Annotated in this window: 14 protein-coding genes; 6 read left to right on the top strand and 8 right to left on the bottom strand. The window is 37.3% G+C overall.

Annotation, left to right across the window (positions count from 1 at the left end; genetic code table 11):
• Positions 1 to 25: 25 nt before the first annotated feature.
• Both G7Y56_RS14020 and G7Y56_RS14015 read right to left on the bottom strand, forming a co-directional pair.
• The gene (locus G7Y56_RS14020) at positions 26 to 844 is read right to left on the bottom strand and encodes an enoyl-ACP reductase (RefSeq protein ID WP_165024095.1); all 819 of its coding nucleotides are present in this window, start codon (positions 842 to 844) and stop codon (positions 26 to 28) included.
• A 101-nt stretch (positions 845 to 945) separates the two neighbouring features.
• Positions 946 to 1842 (bottom strand): DMT family transporter, encoded by an 897-nt coding sequence (locus tag G7Y56_RS14015; RefSeq protein WP_165044382.1) that lies wholly within the window; start codon positions 1840 to 1842, stop codon positions 946 to 948.
• A gap of 175 nt (positions 1843 to 2017) precedes the next feature.
• On the opposite strand from G7Y56_RS14015, the gene G7Y56_RS14010 reads away from it, so the two are divergent.
• Complete coding sequence (locus G7Y56_RS14010) at positions 2018 to 2908, top strand: bile acid:sodium symporter family protein (RefSeq protein WP_165044380.1); 891 nt, start codon at positions 2018 to 2020, stop codon at positions 2906 to 2908.
• A gap of 19 nt (positions 2909 to 2927) precedes the next feature.
• Here the strand turns inward: G7Y56_RS14010 and G7Y56_RS14005 are convergent, their stop codons facing one another.
• From G7Y56_RS14005 to G7Y56_RS13995, 3 genes are all read right to left on the bottom strand, one after another.
• The gene (locus G7Y56_RS14005) at positions 2928 to 4043 is read right to left on the bottom strand and encodes a hypothetical protein (RefSeq protein ID WP_165024088.1); all 1116 of its coding nucleotides are present in this window, start codon (positions 4041 to 4043) and stop codon (positions 2928 to 2930) included.
• Between the two features lie 202 nt (positions 4044 to 4245).
• A complete protein-coding gene (locus tag G7Y56_RS14000; RefSeq protein ID WP_165044378.1) occupies positions 4246 to 4740 on the bottom strand; it encodes a GtrA family protein in 495 nt (164 codons plus the stop codon).
• Positions 4741 to 4749: 9 nt separating this feature from the next.
• Positions 4750 to 6531 carry a glycosyltransferase family 39 protein gene (locus G7Y56_RS13995; protein ID WP_165044376.1) on the bottom strand — a complete coding sequence of 594 codons (1782 nt, stop codon included), beginning with the start codon at positions 6529 to 6531 and terminating at the stop codon, positions 4750 to 4752.
• Positions 6532 to 6710: 179 nt separating this feature from the next.
• On the opposite strand from G7Y56_RS13995, the gene G7Y56_RS13990 reads away from it, so the two are divergent.
• Positions 6711 to 7298, top strand: a complete 588-nt coding sequence (locus G7Y56_RS13990) for a bifunctional nuclease family protein (RefSeq protein ID WP_165024080.1) — start codon at positions 6711 to 6713, stop codon at positions 7296 to 7298.
• Positions 7299 to 7354: 56 nt separating this feature from the next.
• Here G7Y56_RS13990 and G7Y56_RS13985 read toward each other — a convergent pair whose 3' ends face one another.
• Positions 7355 to 9997, bottom strand: a complete 2643-nt coding sequence (locus tag G7Y56_RS13985; RefSeq protein ID WP_165044374.1) for a glycoside hydrolase family 2 TIM barrel-domain containing protein — start codon at positions 9995 to 9997, stop codon at positions 7355 to 7357.
• A 128-nt stretch (positions 9998 to 10125) separates the two neighbouring features.
• On the opposite strand from G7Y56_RS13985, the gene uvrA reads away from it, so the two are divergent.
• Both uvrA and G7Y56_RS13975 read left to right on the top strand, forming a co-directional pair.
• On the top strand, positions 10126 to 12912 hold the full coding sequence (gene uvrA, locus G7Y56_RS13980) for an excinuclease ABC subunit UvrA (protein WP_165044372.1): 2787 nt from the start codon (positions 10126 to 10128) through the stop codon (positions 12910 to 12912).
• A 10-nt stretch (positions 12913 to 12922) separates the two neighbouring features.
• The gene (locus G7Y56_RS13975; RefSeq protein ID WP_165044370.1) at positions 12923 to 13339 is read left to right on the top strand and encodes a hypothetical protein; all 417 of its coding nucleotides are present in this window, start codon (positions 12923 to 12925) and stop codon (positions 13337 to 13339) included.
• A gap of 8 nt (positions 13340 to 13347) precedes the next feature.
• Here the strand turns inward: G7Y56_RS13975 and G7Y56_RS13970 are convergent, their stop codons facing one another.
• The gene (locus tag G7Y56_RS13970; RefSeq protein WP_165024070.1) at positions 13348 to 13722 is read right to left on the bottom strand and encodes a DMT family protein; all 375 of its coding nucleotides are present in this window, start codon (positions 13720 to 13722) and stop codon (positions 13348 to 13350) included.
• Positions 13723 to 13936: 214 nt separating this feature from the next.
• Here G7Y56_RS13970 and G7Y56_RS13965 point away from each other — a divergent pair, with 214 nt between their 5' ends.
• On the top strand, positions 13937 to 15364 hold the full coding sequence (locus G7Y56_RS13965) for a tol-pal system YbgF family protein (protein WP_165044368.1): 1428 nt from the start codon (positions 13937 to 13939) through the stop codon (positions 15362 to 15364).
• A 291-nt stretch (positions 15365 to 15655) separates the two neighbouring features.
• Positions 15656 to 16525 carry an OmpA family protein gene (locus G7Y56_RS13960; protein ID WP_165024063.1) on the top strand — a complete coding sequence of 290 codons (870 nt, stop codon included), beginning with the start codon at positions 15656 to 15658 and terminating at the stop codon, positions 16523 to 16525.
• 96 nt (positions 16526 to 16621) lie between these two features.
• On the opposite strand, the gene G7Y56_RS13955 is transcribed toward G7Y56_RS13960, so the two are convergent.
• Positions 16622 to 17215 (bottom strand): hypothetical protein, encoded by a 594-nt coding sequence (locus G7Y56_RS13955; protein WP_255498760.1) that lies wholly within the window; start codon positions 17213 to 17215, stop codon positions 16622 to 16624.
• Between the last annotated feature and the right edge of the window lie 184 nt (positions 17216 to 17399).

The following is a 17399-nucleotide window of genomic DNA, read 5'->3' as shown; positions in this document are numbered from 1 at the left end:
TGTATTTAGTTTATCTTGTGGCGATTTATTTCTTTTCGATATAATCCGTAACGACAGCAGATGTTAGTCCCATATTGGAGAAGCCTCCATCGTGGAATAAGTTTTGCATCGTTACTTTACGAGTAAGATCAGAGAACATAACAATACAATAGTCAGCACATTCTTCAGCGCTGGCATTGCCTAGAGGAGACATTTTTTCTGCAAAGTCGAAAAATGCACCCATTCCGCCGATACCTTGTCCGGCAGTTGTCATTGTTGGCGATTGAGAGATTGTATTTACACGCACTCCTTTGTCTCTACCGTAAACATATCCGAAGCTACGTCCGATAGATTCAAGCAATGCTTTTGCATCGGCCATATCGTTATATCCTGTAAATGTACGTTGAGCAGCAATATGCGTAAGTGCAAGAATAGATCCGCCATCAGCGATAGCATCCATTTTTTTAGCTACTTGCATCATCTTGTGAAAAGATTGGGCAGAAATATCTAGCGTCTTATCATAGAATCCATAATCAAGATTATCGTAATCTCTTCCTTTACGTACGTTAGGAGACATTCCGATAGAATGAAGAACAAAGTCAATTTTTCCACCAAGGATTTCCATCGACTGTGTAAATACTTGCTCAAGGTCTTCTACTATTGTAGCATCGGCAGCTATTACTTTCACATTAAGTTTTTCGCTTAATGCATTTGTTTCTCCCATTCTTACAGCCATTGGCGTGTTAGACAGAGTTATAGTTGCTCCTTGCTCTACAGCTTTTTCAGCCACTTTCCAAGCGATTGACTTATCGTTCAATGCACCGAAGATGATTCCTCTTTTGCCTTTTAATAAATTATTACTCATTTCTATTATTATTTAAATAGTTATCTTGTTGTTATGGCACAAAAATACTAAAAATGTGCAATAGTTGTTATCTTTTGTTGTAAAAATATCTGCTTATGTCTCTAATCTGTGATTATTTGACCTTTCTTTTCTCGTTTATTGTTCATCATAACCACCAACACAACCGATGCAATAATGAGTACTAATCCTGCGAAGCTATTCCATCCGAATGATTCGTGAAAGTAGAATATGCCCACAATTGTAGCCACCACAGGCTCCATCGAACCGAGAATAGATGTTATAGTAGATCCTGCATATTTTACGGCAGTTATCAATGACAATCCTGATAAGACAGTCGCAAAAAGGACTAAACCGACAATGTTGAGCCATGCATTTCTATCAGGCAGAATCTCGATACCTGTTGTAAATGAAGCATAGATGGAAAACATAAAAGCACCAAATAGCATCACATAGAACATCAAAACTTCAGGTTCGAGTTTCTTAAATACAGGTCTACCAAGATTTACAATGTAGACGGCATAAGTAAATACGGTGATCAACACAATAAATAATCCACGGGTGCTTATGAATCCGTTGTCGCTCCAGCAGAGCAAACCTACTCCAACGAGAGATGTTACGGCCGCAATAAATAAGGTCAGTGACTTCTTCTCCTTATAGAATATAATCATAAGACACGATACAACGATAGGATACAGGAAATGAAGAGTCGTAGATACTCCGCTCGAAATATAAGTATAAGAATATATTAAACCCATTGCTGTAATGGTGTATAACATCCCCATAACAAAGAGTTGGATAGCCGTCTTAGGTGGTATTCTGAAATCTTTTTTTCTAATGAGACAGATTGTGCCTAAAAGAATAGCGGCAAGCAGACTGCGGTAGAATAGAATAGATGGGGTATGTACTCCTGCTTTGAGTAATGGTATAGAAAAGAATGCAATCAAACCGAATGTCCCCGATGATAGCAATGCAAGTATAATACCTTTTGTTTTTTTCATTTATTTTTTTCTAAAAAGTACACAAAGGTAATATAAAGAGACAGTTCAAAGAATGCCTTATAATTAAAATGAATAACAATTAGTATATTTTGGCATCATCAGTCCATATTCCTGTTAGGCTTTATTTAGTATAAAATATATACCTTTGAGCAATAATTTAATAAACGGGCTGATAATGTTCAAAAAGATAAAGTCTTATATGATGCCTCTAGCCATGATTACAGGAGGCTTATTCTACCAATATACGTCATTATTATCTTTTATCACACCGTACCTTATTGCATTAATGCTATTCATTACCTATTGTGGCATTTCACTTCGCGATATTCGCTTTTCCCGCTTACATTTTTTTCTGCTACTTATCCAGATATTAGGAAGCGTAGGTGTCTACTTATTATTAGCACCTATCCATATTATTCTTGCACAAGGGGCTATGATCTGTATTTTAGCTCCAACAGCTACGGCGGCTCCTGTTATTACAGGTATGCTGGGAGGCAACACGGGTAGTTTGACCACGTATAGTTTACTAAGCAATATAACGGTTGCCATTCTTGCTCCTATTATATTTGCTGCATTTGGTAATATTAATGCCGATTCATTTGTAGAGTCGATGCTAATTGTATCCGAGAAAGTCTTTATTCTTTTGCTACTACCTTTTATTTGTGCACTACTACTAAGCAGACTTTTACCCCGGGTACATGAAATCATTAAGAAAAACCGAGGATTGTCTTTTTACCTATGGTCCCTCGCTTTAGTCATTATAACGGGAAAAACTGTATTTTTTATACTTAATCAAGAAAATCCGAACCTTCTGGTTCAAGTAGCCTTAGGCATCGGAGCATTTGTTATATGCGTAATCCAATTTTTAGTCGGACGTAAGCTAGGGAGCAAATATGACGACACCATAGCCGGTGGGCAGGGATTGGGTCAGAAGAATACTATTTTAGCCATCTGGATGGCACAAACCTATCTAAACCCCATATCGTCTATTGGACCAGGAGCATACGTTCTTTGGCAAAATTTGGTAAATTCTTATCAGGTATGGCGCAAGCGTAAAGATTTGTAGTAAGTCGAACTGTTAATATTTACAGATGATCGATAGGTGCCAGCACCATATTCTTCAAATATTCGAATTCCAACTCGAATGGCTCGCTAAATATCTCGTCGGCAAAAGCCGCTTCAATCTGTTTTACAGACCAAAACTTACCATTCATCTGTTCCGTTCTTTTTATTGAATATTCATCTTCTATCTTAATTATAAACAGAAAAGTAAGACGCTTAGTTTCTTCATTTTCAAAAACATATTTCAACAAGAATTTTAACGGAAGATCCATTTCATCCCCCATCATCTTTTTTATACTGTTGCGTGCAGCCAAATTGATTTCATGATTGAACAACATATACTTTTCGAAAGGATAGTCCAGCTTTCTAGGGCTAAGGGTATCCGCATTCGCTCTTTCTTGCAAAAAAACCTTACCATTAGATATGAGTGCCACTCTAACTATAGGATGCAGAAATTTATTCTTCATCTTTAGAGAAACTGATTTGGCTATTTTACCCGTTACTTCACCCTTTTCTGTAACTATAGGTAACCACTCTTCTTGTTTTAATTTTGCTACAATATTTCCTGTACGTGCAATCTGATAAATTCCGATAGCTAGTATTCCTACTATCGGTAGCACTGAATAAACAACTATATCCGAAATCCTGTCATCATAAATTGTCATTTTGAAGTGCTCGTACATCAACACAAAAAAGATGTGCATAGTGAGCGTGTACTGAAGCAAAGAAGCGATATGATAAAATTCATTCAAAAAAGCTTTTTGTAAAAGACTTCTTTTTCGAAAGAATTTAGTCGCAATAAAAGTTTTACTCAGCCTTATTCCAATAAGCATCGAAACAATACATATTTCACAAAAAGAGGAATAGGTATTAGGCACTTGCAAATAATTGTGAGCAAATAACCAAAAAATTAATGTAAAAGCCAAAGCTAAAGTAGATACATAAAATGTTATGCTAAACATTCTACTCTTAGATAAACCTCTAATGAGTATTTCAGCTATAATTGCAATCGCCAAAGATGCCATTAGTGCATACTGTTCCTGTATTCTTGATAATGAATGTAGAATCAGGTACAATACGAACGGAAGCAAGCCGATTACAGAATTAGAAATGTATCTTCTTATACCACTGTTAAGCATAAGTTATAATCCTTTAATAAATAATGTTACTAGGTAAGGCTTGGAGATATCTCTTATCTTAATGTGTAGGAAATATTGTAGAGCCTGTCGGTTTTTTTAATATAAAATAAACAATCAAATACAAATAAAGTTCTTCAAATTGCATTTAAATGTGTTTAATATACGCTTTGTTATTTTCTCCTCTAACTCATTGCTAGAGAATCTATTCTTTTTTTTCTCTAAATGTAAATAATTTATTTATAACAAACTGCATCATCGCAACTATTAGTACAGCAAAAACTTTTGCCACCATATTATTTAGTCCAATCACTCCTATAAAAAGGGTTAGGAGTACAGAGCTAACAACCATGCCAATACAGGCAATACCAACAAATGAGAAAAATCTTTTTATCTTATTATCCGTTACTTTAAATGTAAAATAGCTATTCAGCACGAAGTTGTTAATAACAGCCAGAGTCTGACTAATAATATTAGATATGAGAATATTGAGCATAAGTACCGACATATTCCCTCCCAACAAATTACTTATATGTGGTGAAAAAGCATAATGTACGGCAAATTTATTTACTAACAGGTAATAAATACTCATATCTATAATAAGACCTACAACCCCAACCATACCGTATTTTACCAATTGGCGGAATGACTTCTGTTGTGTGAGTTTGTTCTTAATCAGTTTATCGAAAAGGTTCTTCATTTGTTAGCTTTAATTAGCAAGCATTTGCTTTCTCTTTAATTTGAATAAGAGCATATGATCTTTATTTTCATTGAATTTATCACTCGATTCGAGCTGGATAAATTCATATTTTTCCTTATATTTTTCCTTTATATCATCAATAGATTCAATCATGATTATAAAGAAACCACTATCAGGTTGTTCTTTTTCAAAATTTTTGAAATTATTTCCCAAGTAAAAATTTAACCCATACAAATTCTTATATTCCAACAGATTATTCATTACATATGTATTATCCTTAAGCTCGTATTTGTCCGAAATATAATCGGCAAAATGTCGGGGAGAATACGTATTTTTAAATGTAGGCAAAAGGAAAGAATCCATAAATATATTTATAGCCAGCATTACACCAAAACCAGCCATAAGAACTTTTACATTCATTTTTCTCTTTAATAAATATATGCTGTTACCTATTGCCAAAATAAGAATAGTTATACCAAATAGACCTATCCATCCGGGATTCTGGAACAAGTCTGAGAATATCTTTATATCACGCAAAGTTCTTTCTCTTTTAGAAAAACTGTGCGAAATTTCTTCAATATTAATTATGCCTGCATAGGCCAGACCTACCACCAAAACCATCAGCACACAGATTCCAACAAGAATCAATGTCGAAATACGCACCGCTTTAGGCTTCATTTCTGCAAGATATATGAAAAATCGAGCAATAAATATGCTGATGAAAGGATATACCAACATAATATATGTACTCCGTTTAGATGCCGGTATAGTAAAGAACAGGAGAGGAATAACAATTGCAATAAAGCTGAACAATAAGACTTTATCCATTGCCATTATTTTATTAAAGCACTTTATGCAAATAGCCTTGAAACCTCCTTGCGGTTTAGTATACTTGATGAAGAATAAGGATATCACTAATAGTATAGTCCACGGTAAAAAACCTGCTAAAAGGATAAAAGGATAATAACACCACGGATTTTCAACTCCCAGATTATAGTCAGTACCCAATGTTTCAGTATCCATACGAAGGAAACGACCAAAGTTCTCTGCGAAAACTTTATCGAAAAAGGCATCTCCTTGCACTTGATAAGCAGCATAATACCAAACTAGCGGAATAAGTAACGCAGGAAGAGCAACAATAACACACTTCCCTACCGCACGGAAAAAATTGACTTTCTGTGTCAATAATAATGTACCGAAAACGAGACACGGAAGAACTATCCCTACAGGCCCTTTCACTAGTGTAGCCATACTTAATAATATCCATGCCGAAACAAGCTGTCCGAATCGCCGCTTTTCAGACCATGTATATAGTTGAATAGTACCTGCTACAAGAAAAAACGTCAATAACATATCCACACGCGTAGTCATCGCAGCCCGATGTATTTCAAAACATGTAATCACAATAAGGCAGGCTATAAAGGACTCAAGAATAGGACGTCTTCGTGCAAAAAACATAAAACTAACACCTATCATAGCTATAAAAGCTAAAGCAGATGGTAGTCGCGATGTAAAAGGAGTAACTTCTCCACCATTCAGAGCCAACGAAAATCCCGATATCAACCAATGATTCAAAGGGGGCTTATAAGCGAATTCATCGGCATAATTAGATGGAATAATCCACTCACCTTTTTCTATCATCGATATTGCTAAAGCAGCTTCACGGGGTTCACCTTTTGTGTAGAAATCGCCCAAACCCAACCAAGGCAGAGTCGATAGTGCCGCTATTAAAAGAATTAATATTAGCGGCTTTTGGAGATAAAGTGTTTGGAGAAAATGAGTTTTCTTCATGTTTTACTTTATAGTAATAGTTGCCAAAGATACAGTTTATTCTGAATACTTTAAGAGTCTGGAATTAAAAATTAAATATCCGGAGATCAAAAAAAGTGATTCGGCAATGAAAAACAAAAAATAATTGGCTACTTTTGATTTTATAGTGTAGAATTTGTATTGTGTAAATATGCTTAGTAATGGACGACAAAGTAAGACTTTCTGTATTAGGTTTTTCCTTTAACCAAACTCAGACCGGAACCTATGGATTGGTTCTGGCCGAAGAAGACGGACAACGTAGACTGATGGTTATTGTAGGAACACCTGAGGCTCAGTCGATAGCCTTCAAGCTGCAAAACTCAGCTCCGCCACGCCCGTTAACACACGATCTTTTCCAAATGTTATTGTCGAGCTTTAAGATAACTTTGTTAGAGGTTGATATATATAAATATGAAAACGGTGTTTTCTTTTCCCAATTATTGTTGAAGCAAGGTGAAGAAACCATTACAATTGAATCTCGCACATCTGATGCTGTTGGCATAGCACTAAGAACAAAATCACCGATATTCACAACTGAAGCCATAATGAAGGAGCTAGCAGTAATCTTAGATGACAATGCTGCATCTGATGACTTCGGTGATGATGAAAGAGATAATATAGCTCTTGATTACTCGCTTTTGAACGAAGAAGAGCTAGAGTCTTTACTCGAAGATGCTGTAAATGGAGAGGATTACGAATTAGCTTCAATCCTGAGGGACGAACTGGAAAAGAAAAAAGGAGACGAATAATATAATTGTAATGTAAAAAATAAAGGCATCCCATAATTGAGATGCCTTTTTAATTTTCATTTTATACTTACAGATTTCTGTTTCACATTCCAGCCCTCAATCATAATTTCGAGCGATGCATCCGATGTTTTCGGATTATATTCTACTATTACGGTTTTTTTATTGTCGGGAGTAACCGAAATATAATTATCCGAATAGAATGCAGGAAGTATCCGCTCTTTCGTTTTACTATCGACTAATGAAATACGATTAAAGAAAGCAATTGTATTACCTGCTTTATTAGACACACTCACTTCTACTTTACTATCATTTATTCTACGGGCAGAGATTTCGACATCTGTAGCTCTCATTTTTTGCAAACCGCTGTAAATACCCTTTGCATTTGGTAACCAATAGAAATTTTCACTTAATATAGTACCATTAGCATTAACCAACTGTAACGTTATAAACCCACCATCTTCATTACACAATCGAGGGATTAATCTCTTGAGAGACGAAAGCGGCTTAGCAGAAGACGCATTCATATACATAATTTCGCGAGAAATAACTTTTTCCTCTCCTGCCATAGTATGAGTTTTCACAACGGCCATTACATTATTCACATTCTCAAAACCATTATTTACAACCATCACCATACTATCCACCGGATTGTACATGATATGCAATGGTTCACTACCCGAACGCAGCCCATACAGACAAGCATTAGGATCGAGATAGTAATCATACATTTGCCCACGCATAGCAGTCCACGGATTTTGCGTTTTCCAGATAATACTTCCGGTATACCAAGTCCACATATGCGAACTGAATCCTTCCATCAATGCCCGATACTGATCGTAATTTAACAACTGCGCTTTCATAGCAAAATCTTTCGCATCTTTAGCTTTTCCATATGGCTCAACATATTGGTCGTAGCCTATATATTTGTGATATTGCCACACAGAATCGACTTTATGTCGAGGTGTCGCTGCCGGATTATACTCAGGAGCTATAAGATTTTCAGTTGGAATAAATCGAAGCAAAGATTCATAGTCACCTACCCCTACCGATCCTACTTCCGAATTGAACGGAAATGTGCGATCTCCCCAGAATGTTCTTATATCTTGAATGCCGTAAGGACCGTCGCCATTACCACCGATAGAATTGAAAGACATCTCGTCTGAATTGGAATAGTCTATAAACCATCGCGTACCATCCAGTTCAGGCAGTATAGAATCACGAAGAGATACAAGTATATCATCCGGTGGAGTAATCTCATTTCCGCCACACCATATAGCCAACGAAGCATGATTACGTATCATTTTTATCATATCCGCAGCCGATTCCAAGAATAAAGAATGATTGTCGGGATATTTACGTCGTGTCCACTGATCTTCAAGTTTCATCGGATCTACCCAGCGACCATTACAATCGCCCGACATCCAAAAATCTTGTATAACAAGCAATCCATACTTATCACACGCATCATAAAATTCGGGACGTTCGGCTAAAGCTCCTCCCCATATTCGGATAAGATTGAGATTCATATCCCGATGGAATCGTATTTCTGTGTCATATCGCTCTTTTGAGAAACGCAACATTGCATCCGAAATAATCCAGTTACCGCCTTTTATAAATATTTTTTGTCCATTTATAGCTACCTGCATGCTTCGGGTGGTAATATTCCACTCTTGCTGCATTTCTCTAACACCAAAAGTAACACTTTCGGCATCTGAGGTTTTACCATTTGCAATAAACTCAATTTTAATATTGTACAGATTTTGATCACCGTATCCGGCAGGCCACCACAACTTAGGATTTTCCATTATAAAGTTAGGCAAAGCAATTTCTTTCGTCGAATTAGCAGCTAACGTTACATCCTGCGATACCGTTTGACCATTCAAGCTATATTGCAGTTTACCTTGCACACTTTTATTACTTGCATTCTCCAACTCGGCAGTTACTTTTATTGTAGCTGGGGCTTGTTTGCCTTCAACTTTGCGCTTGCCGGGTACAAGTGTTATAATATGCGGGTTTTTCAGATTAACACTTCCGGTTTTTTCTATAAATACTTTATCCCAAATACCGGTATTCCTGTCTCTTATTGGTTGTATCCAATCCCAACCTGCAACATACTGATGCGCAACACCTTTGGCAATAGTGCCGTCGCCTCCTTGCCCTCCATTCGGATTCCCTACAGGATCAGGAGGATATACAATTACTGCTAGACGGTTATTCCCGTCTTTTGCCAAATATGGACTAATATCGAATGTCTTTCGAAGAAACATACCCTCGTAAGGTTCTGAATTAATTTTCTTACCATTTATAAAAATATCGCAGCTATAGTTTATTCCTCTGAAAGTAAGCCATACACGATCATCGTTTTGAGGTACACTTTCTTTGAAATCTTTTACAAACCAATAGGTATAATATTCCCTTCCTGTATTATAAATATCAGGGATACGTTCATTATTCATTCCGTAGAATGGATCAGGTACTTCTTTATTTGCAAGTTGAGTCGTCAGCACAGTCCCGGGAACTACGGCTGGTTGCCATTTAGACAAAGAGTAAGATTGTTTCGAAATTGTCTCACCTACATCTTTCGTTTTTTGAGATGGCAAACATTTCCATCCATTGTCAAGTTCATACTTGTCTTGTGCTAAAATTGCAGACACGCCTACATATAATAGCATTAATACAGTGGTAATTAGTTTTTTCATAGCTTAGGCAATTATTATCTGATGAATGTATGTACAAATATAAGATTTTGTTTTGTTATTCTTTAACCAATTTGTACTGATAATTCCTTGTTTTTTGCCTATTTTTGTATCCCTTTTTAAGAAAAAACATGTCAGAAGAGAAAAGCATATTAATCAAAGGGGCACGTGTCAATAATCTGAAAGATATTGATGTAGAAATCCCACGAAATAAGTTTGTTGTAATTACCGGTCTATCTGGTTCCGGCAAATCGTCATTGGCATTCGACACTCTCTATGCCGAGGGTCAACGCCGCTATGTAGAAAGTCTTTCTGCATATGCTCGTCAGTTCCTCGGACGAATGAATAAGCCGGAGTGCGATTACATAAAAGGCATACCACCTGCTATTGCTATCGAACAGCGTGTAGCATCACGTAATCCACGGTCGACAGTAGGAACCTCGACTGAGATTTATGAATACCTGCGACTCTTGTTTGCTCGTATTGGCAAAACGATTTCGCCTGTTTCGGGTGAGGAGGTTAAGAAACATCAGGTAAGCGATATCGTAAATAAGATGCTGACTTATCCGACCGATACGCGTTTAATCATCTTAACTAAAATAATATTACGCGATAATCGTACTATCAATCAACAATTAGACATTCTTGGCAAAGAAGGTTTCTCTCGTGTAGAAGTAGACGGACGGTTAGAACAAATAGAAGATATTATTGCATCGGATAAAGTGTATGATCTGGACAACATGTTTCTCTTGATCGATCGTTTGACATGCGACAGCGACAATGCAAATATAAGCCGTTTCTCTGAATCGATAGAAACAGCCTTCTTCGAAGGAGAAGGTGATTGTATCATCCGCTTCTATGCCGAAAAAGGTGTAGAAACAATTGGCTTTTCGAAACGCTTCGAAGCAGATGGCATTCAATTTGAAGAGCCTAACGATATGATGTTCAGCTTCAATAGCCCCACCGGAGCGTGTCCTGTATGCGAGGGATTCGGCAAAGTAATGGGTATTGATGAAGATTTAGTTATTCCCAACAAGAGCCATTCGGTTTACGAAGATGCAGTAGTATGTTGGAAGGGAGAAAAGATGAGCGAATGGAAAAATCAGTTCATTCTGTCGGCAGATAAATACAACTTCCCTATTCACCGCCCTTATTTCGAATTAACAGATAAAGAACACGATTTGCTTTGGCATGGAGCTAAAGGATTACATGGTATTGATGATTTCTTCAAAATGGTAGAAGAGAATCAATACAAAATCCAATACCGTGTCATGTTAGCCCGCTATCGGGGAAAGACAACCTGTCCGGCCTGTAAGGGTGCACGGCTTAAACCGCAGGCACTATATGTAAAAGTTGGAGGAAAAACAATTTCGGACATAGTACTAATGCCTGTTTCAGAAATGAAAACCTTCTTCGATCACTTAGTTTTAGACGAAACAGACGCAGCAATCGCAAAGCGTCTATTAGTTGATATAACAAGCCGTATTCATTATATAACAAGTGTTGGATTAGGTTATTTAACGCTCAATAGATTATCCAACTCTTTATCAGGAGGAGAAAGCCAGCGTATTAATCTGGCAACATCTTTGGGCAGCAGCCTGATTGGCTCTCTATATATACTCGACGAGCCAAGTATCGGTCTTCACTCGCGCGACACAAACCTACTGATCGATGTTCTAAGAGATTTACGATCTATAGGCAACACCGTTGTAGTGGTAGAGCATGACGAAGAAATTATCCGTGCAGCCGACTATATAATAGATATTGGACCTAAAGCAGGACGATTAGGTGGTGAAGTTGTTTATCAGGGAGATGTTGCAGGGCTCGAAAAGCAAACCGAAAGCTATACTGTCCGCTATCTGAATGGAGAGGAAAAGATAGAAATACCTCAAAAGCGCCGTAAATGGAATAACTATCTGGAGATAAAAGGAGCCAGACAAAATAATCTGAAAAACATCGATGTAAAATTCCCTCTCAATGTAATGACTGTAGTAACAGGCGTTAGCGGTTCGGGAAAATCATCATTGGTTTGCGATGTACTTTACACTGCTCTCAATCGTTATTATAATGAGAAGGGCGACCAGATTGTTCAGTATAATGGATTAGAAGGAGATCTGAAATTGATCAAGGTTGTAGAAATGATCGATCAGAATGCAATCGGACGCTCGTCCCGCTCCAATCCTGTAACTTATATAAAAGCTTATGATGAAATCCGCAAACTGTTTGCTGATCAACCTCTAGCGAAACAAATGCATTTTACTCCCGCTTTTTTCTCTTTTAATGTAGAAGGTGGGCGATGTGAAGATTGTGCAGGAGAAGGTAAGATTCTGGTAGAAATGCAGTTTATGGCCGATGTATCACTTGTTTGCGAAACATGTGGTGGTAAACGGTTCAAGCAAGATATACTTGATGTGTTGTATCGTGATAAAAACATCTATGACGTTTTAGATATGACTATCGATGAAGCTATCGACTTCTTCGGAGAAGGAAAAGGTAGTACCGAAAAGAAAATAGTAAAACGATTAAAATCGTTACAAGATGTGGGATTGGGCTACGTAAAACTCGGGCAATCATCATCATCTTTATCGGGTGGTGAAAACCAACGGGTCAAATTGGCCTTCCATTTGGTTGATGAAAAATCAGACCCTACACTCTTTATTTTTGATGAGCCTACAACCGGCTTGCATTTCCACGACATCAAAACTCTGCTCAAGGTTTTCGACTCTTTGATCAAAAGAGGGCATACTATCATCATTATCGAACACAATATGGACGTTATCAAATGTGCAGACCATATAATCGATATAGGCCCTGAGGGTGGTAAAGAAGGTGGCTATGTTGTATGCGAAGGTACTCCCGAGCAGATAGTAAAATGCAAAAAGTCTCACACAGGATTTTATCTGAAAGATAAATTGTAATTTCAGAGCGATGAAAAATGCCGTAAAATCATCTATAAAATGGTATTTATTATCATTCGTTATCTGTTGCGCTGCTTTTATCGGTATCATGACAGGGCGAGAAGCACTATTAGACAAAGATGGGGTTATAACTTGGGCAAAAGTAACCGGAACGCATAGCGAAACACATTATTCGGGAGGACGACCCAGAGGTAGCAAAGTCACAAAAAAATATATTGATATTGTCTTTCAGACAAAAGACGAAATAATTGAAGATCAGGTAAAAAATGAGGTTGGAAAGGTTATGGCAGGCGATTCTATAAAGATAATATATGTTGCTACTTTCCCATCAATAATGGAGATTCATAAAGACGATAATGGTAATATCGATTGGAAAAAAGCTCCGCGCCCTAAGCACACAAAATTCTTTGGATCGTCAGGTAAATAATTCTTTACTTACTTCTTAAATACAAGATAAACGGCTGCGATAAGGAAAAAGAAAGCTAATAAGTGATTCCACTTAAGCGTTTCCGTTTTGAACGCCAATGTGCTGAAAAGCACAAAAACGACAAGGGTAATTACCTCTTGGATAATCTTCAATTGCATTAATGAGAACGGTCCTCCATTACCTTGAAAACCCAATCGATTAGCGGGAACTTGAAAACAATATTCAAAGAAAGCAATTCCCCAACTTATAGCAATCACACCAAACAATGGCAATGCGGCGAACCACGAATACTCCCTTAACTTGAGATGCCCATACCAGGCAAAAGTCATAAAAACATTTGAAACAATGAGTAAAAGAATTGTATAAAATCCCGATAGGTTCATAATAACAGCGCCTTGCATTGATAATTGAAAAAAACAGCTGCAAAATTAATCAAAATTCATTATCTATGTTCTTTTATAGCAACTTAAGATGTTAAACTATTCACTTTTACTCCATCTATTTTTATTTCTTATTCCTACTAAAATATCAAATCAGTCTGTGACCTTAATTTTATTCTTATCTTTGAAACATATAAATTAGAAGATAATAGTCCTTATGAGAGCAGTTATTTTATACATTTTATTATCGTTAGGTTGTGCAACCGTAATGTTGGGACAAACACTAACCGAAGCTAAAGAATTATACAACAAAGGGGAGTTTGAAAAGGCTTTACCCCTATTCGAAGGCGAATATAATGCAAAACCCACAGATGCATCTATAAATTTCTGGTATGGTGCCTGTTTATTCGAAACAAATCAAAACCTCAAAAAAGCAGAAGAAGCACTTCGTTTTGCTTCCACCAAAAGAATACAAGACTCTTTTCTCTATTTGGGAATGCTTTACACCAATCAATACCGTTTCTCAGAAGCGAGAGATATGTTCAGTAAGTACGAAGCCTTGCTAAAAAAGAAAGATGATGCAGCCCGTGCCAATCTCGAAGAGAAAAGAAAGCTGACATCTCGATTGAATCGAATGGTTTCTAACACCGAGGATGTACAAATTATAGACAGCATAGTTGTTGATAAAGCAGAATTTCTTTCTGCCTACAAAATGAGCACCAGTTCGGGGCGTCTCGACTATTTTAATAAAGTATTTACAAGTAGCAGACCTGTTGAGTCTACGGTTTATTTCAATGAGAAAGGAACAAAGATATATTACGGTCAACCCCTCGAAGGCATTTCGTATAGCTTGTTCTCGATGGAAAAGCTTCTCGATGATTTTGGCAATGAAAAAGAACTATCTGCAACCAACTTCGGCTTGGAGGGCGACGTAAACTATCCATACATGATGGCTGACGGTGTTACGATATACTTTGCAGCCCGAGACGAAGAATCAATCGGTGGATACGACCTGTTTGTTTCCCGCTATAATATGAATAATGATACATTTCTCACACCCGAACGCTTAAATATGCCGTTTAATTCGCTTTACAACGACTATATGATGGTGGTTGATGAAGAAAAAGGAGTCGGCTGGTTCGCTTCAGATCGCTTTCAACGCGAAGGAAAAGTATGTGTCTACACATTCATTCCTAATGGCACAGTCAAAATAATAAGTAGTGATGACGAACAATATTTGGCAGGAAGAGCGCATATATCATCAATAAAAAGTTCATGGATACCAGGCACAAACTATTCCAAACTAATAACATTGGCGAGGAAAGACGCGGAAGTAAAAGAAAAAGTTAATCATGATTTCGAATTCGTAATCAACGATACACACACTTATTATTCGCTGGGTGACTTTAAGAGCAAGCCTGCACGAGAGGCCTACACCAAGGTACAGCAATTAAAAAACGAATTAAACACTTTAGATGAGAAGCTGGAAAGCGAACGAGTAAACTATATAGGTTCGTCGCAAGAAGGCAAACGCCGAATAAGCGCTTCGATTTTAAATATGGAAAAGCGGCAAGAGCAACTGCAAAAAGAAATTCCACTGATGGAAATTCAAGCCCGCAATCAAGAAATACAATTACTGAAATAGTTAGTATGAGGGTGTGTTGTAAGTAAAAGCACACTGCCTAAAGTGTTACTCGCTTTTGTCATTCTGAACGGAGAGAAGAATCCCGACCCTTCATTGAGAGATCCTTCTCTCCGTTCAGGATGACAGAATCATACGAAAATTACTTACATCACATTCTCATTTAAGATATAAAGTAGAGCATCATTTCAATAAAATATAAATAGATAAACCCCATCCCACTTCAAACTAATTAGCTAGCATTATTGTTATAAATATTGATTACATATTAAATTTAACAATAAGATTTAGTTTATGAAGTATTCTTTTTGGTCGCTGTTCATATTAACAGCAAGTATAATGTTTACGAGTTGTGTTAGTAGGGGTAAGTTTCGGAATTTAGAAACAGACTACAAACAACTACAAACAGAATTTCAAGGAAGTCAATTGCAGTTGACAGAGAGCCGCACCCGCGTGACAAGTCTTGAAGATAGACTGGCTGAAGCCCGAAAAAACAATGATGAATTGCGTGCAGCTCTAACTGATATGCAAAATTCGTTGAATAAGAGTCTTTCGCAAAACTCTCAAGGTAATTTGAATATTGGAAAGCTGGTCGATGAAATCAATGCATCTAACCGCTTTATCCAACATTTGGTACAAGCTAAAAACAGATCTGATTCTTTGAATCTTGTAATGGTTAATAATCTTACCCGTTCACTATCTCGCGAAGAAATGAAAGACTTGGATATTCAAGTATTGAAAGGCGTTGTCTATATTTCTTTGTCAGATAACATGCTGTATCGTTCCGGAAGCTTTGAAATAAGTGACAAAGCAGGTCAAACTCTTAGTAAGATCGCTAAAATCATCCTAGATTATAAAGACTATGATGTATTGGTGGAAGGAAATACCGACACAGATCCAATTTCACGTCCTAACATCCGTAATAATTGGGATTTGAGTGCTTTGCGTGGTTCATCCGTTGTTCAGGCATTGCAAGACAATTACGGAATTGATCCTAAACGTTTGACTGCTGCCGGACGTGGAGAGTACAATCCGATTGTAAGCAACAGTACTCCTGAGGGGAAAGCTCGTAATCGTAGAACTCAGATAATCATTACTCCTAAACTGGATCAGTTCATGGAATTGATCGAACAGGCTCCGCCAAGTTCTCTTGACGCAAATTGATTATCCGCCTTACAAATGGCTGTCATAAATAAAGGTTGTCTCATTTTTTGAGACAACCTTTTTAGTATATTAACCGATATAAACTGCGGTGCTAATTTACTTATTTTCGTTAGCCCATTGATTAAACATTTCTATTGATTTAGCCAATACCCCTGCCGAACCTTTAAAATGACCCGAACCAGCGGGCTTACATCCTTTGCCATACCACTCGTAAAAACCTTGATTTTTTATAACACGGTCTATCATTGGGCGAACCTCGTCATAGGCTTCCTGTGTAAATCCATTGGCTATGAGCTGCTGTATCATACGCCCGCCAAACCAAGTCCAGTCACCACCATTCTGATACACAAAGGGTGTACCCATTCCTCCTCTGAAAAAACCTTCAGGATAGGTAGGATAAAGCGTCAATCCGATACTAGGCATTCCTGACAAACGAACATTTTCGACCATTTGCTTATTAACGGTGGCAATTTCTTCTTTCGATAACAAGCCCGCCTCTATTGCAACGGCTGTACCTCCATGATAATGAATAGCCAACTCGTCAAATCCTTCGGGAATAGGAGATTTGTCAAGATAAATATGAGGAATGAATTTTTGTCTTTCTGTATCCCACAAATGCTTTCTTACATTTTCAGCCAAACTGGTGCGCAGGTCTTTCCATTCTTGCTTTTTCACACTATCATCAGTCATTTCCTGAAGATAATCGAGCGCAATGTGTATAATATAATTGAAAAGTAGTCCACTTAGTAATTGAAAAGTATACCACTAAGTGTCTCGGATGAGATTGGCTAAAGATATTTATTCTTCATCAGGTTGTAACATTTTTTTAGTTTCTTTAACTCTGTACGACTGTCCATTCATGTTGATAAGGTAT

The organism is Dysgonomonas sp. ZJ709 (assembly GCF_011039195.1).
Taxonomy (GTDB): Bacteria; Bacteroidota; Bacteroidia; order Bacteroidales; family Dysgonomonadaceae; genus Dysgonomonas.
This window is presented reverse-complemented; position numbering and strand designations above follow the sequence as displayed.

Bases quoted from the DNA above. Each gene is read 5' to 3' on its own strand.
- G7Y56_RS14020 (WP_165024095.1), bottom strand. From the start codon at position 844: ATGAGTAATAATTTATTAAAAGGCAAAAGAGGAATCATCTTCGGTGCA.
- G7Y56_RS14015 (WP_165044382.1), bottom strand. From the start codon at position 1,842: ATGAAAAAAACAAAAGGTATTATACTTGCATTGCTATCATCGGGGACA.
- G7Y56_RS14010 (WP_165044380.1), top strand. From the start codon at position 2,018: ATGTTCAAAAAGATAAAGTCTTATATGATGCCTCTAGCCATGATTACA.
- G7Y56_RS14005 (WP_165024088.1), bottom strand. From the start codon at position 4,043: ATGCTTAACAGTGGTATAAGAAGATACATTTCTAATTCTGTAATCGGC.
- G7Y56_RS14000 (WP_165044378.1), bottom strand. From the start codon at position 4,740: ATGAAGAACCTTTTCGATAAACTGATTAAGAACAAACTCACACAACAG.
- G7Y56_RS13995 (WP_165044376.1), bottom strand. From the start codon at position 6,531: ATGAAGAAAACTCATTTTCTCCAAACACTTTATCTCCAAAAGCCGCTA.
- G7Y56_RS13990 (WP_165024080.1), top strand. From the start codon at position 6,711: ATGGACGACAAAGTAAGACTTTCTGTATTAGGTTTTTCCTTTAACCAA.
- G7Y56_RS13985 (WP_165044374.1), bottom strand. From the start codon at position 9,997: ATGAAAAAACTAATTACCACTGTATTAATGCTATTATATGTAGGCGTG.
- uvrA (WP_165044372.1), top strand. From the start codon at position 10,126: ATGTCAGAAGAGAAAAGCATATTAATCAAAGGGGCACGTGTCAATAAT.
- G7Y56_RS13975 (WP_165044370.1), top strand. From the start codon at position 12,923: ATGAAAAATGCCGTAAAATCATCTATAAAATGGTATTTATTATCATTC.
- G7Y56_RS13970 (WP_165024070.1), bottom strand. From the start codon at position 13,722: ATGAACCTATCGGGATTTTATACAATTCTTTTACTCATTGTTTCAAAT.
- G7Y56_RS13965 (WP_165044368.1), top strand. From the start codon at position 13,937: ATGAGAGCAGTTATTTTATACATTTTATTATCGTTAGGTTGTGCAACC.
- G7Y56_RS13960 (WP_165024063.1), top strand. From the start codon at position 15,656: ATGAAGTATTCTTTTTGGTCGCTGTTCATATTAACAGCAAGTATAATG.
- G7Y56_RS13955 (WP_255498760.1), bottom strand. From the start codon at position 17,215: ATGACTGATGATAGTGTGAAAAAGCAAGAATGGAAAGACCTGCGCACC.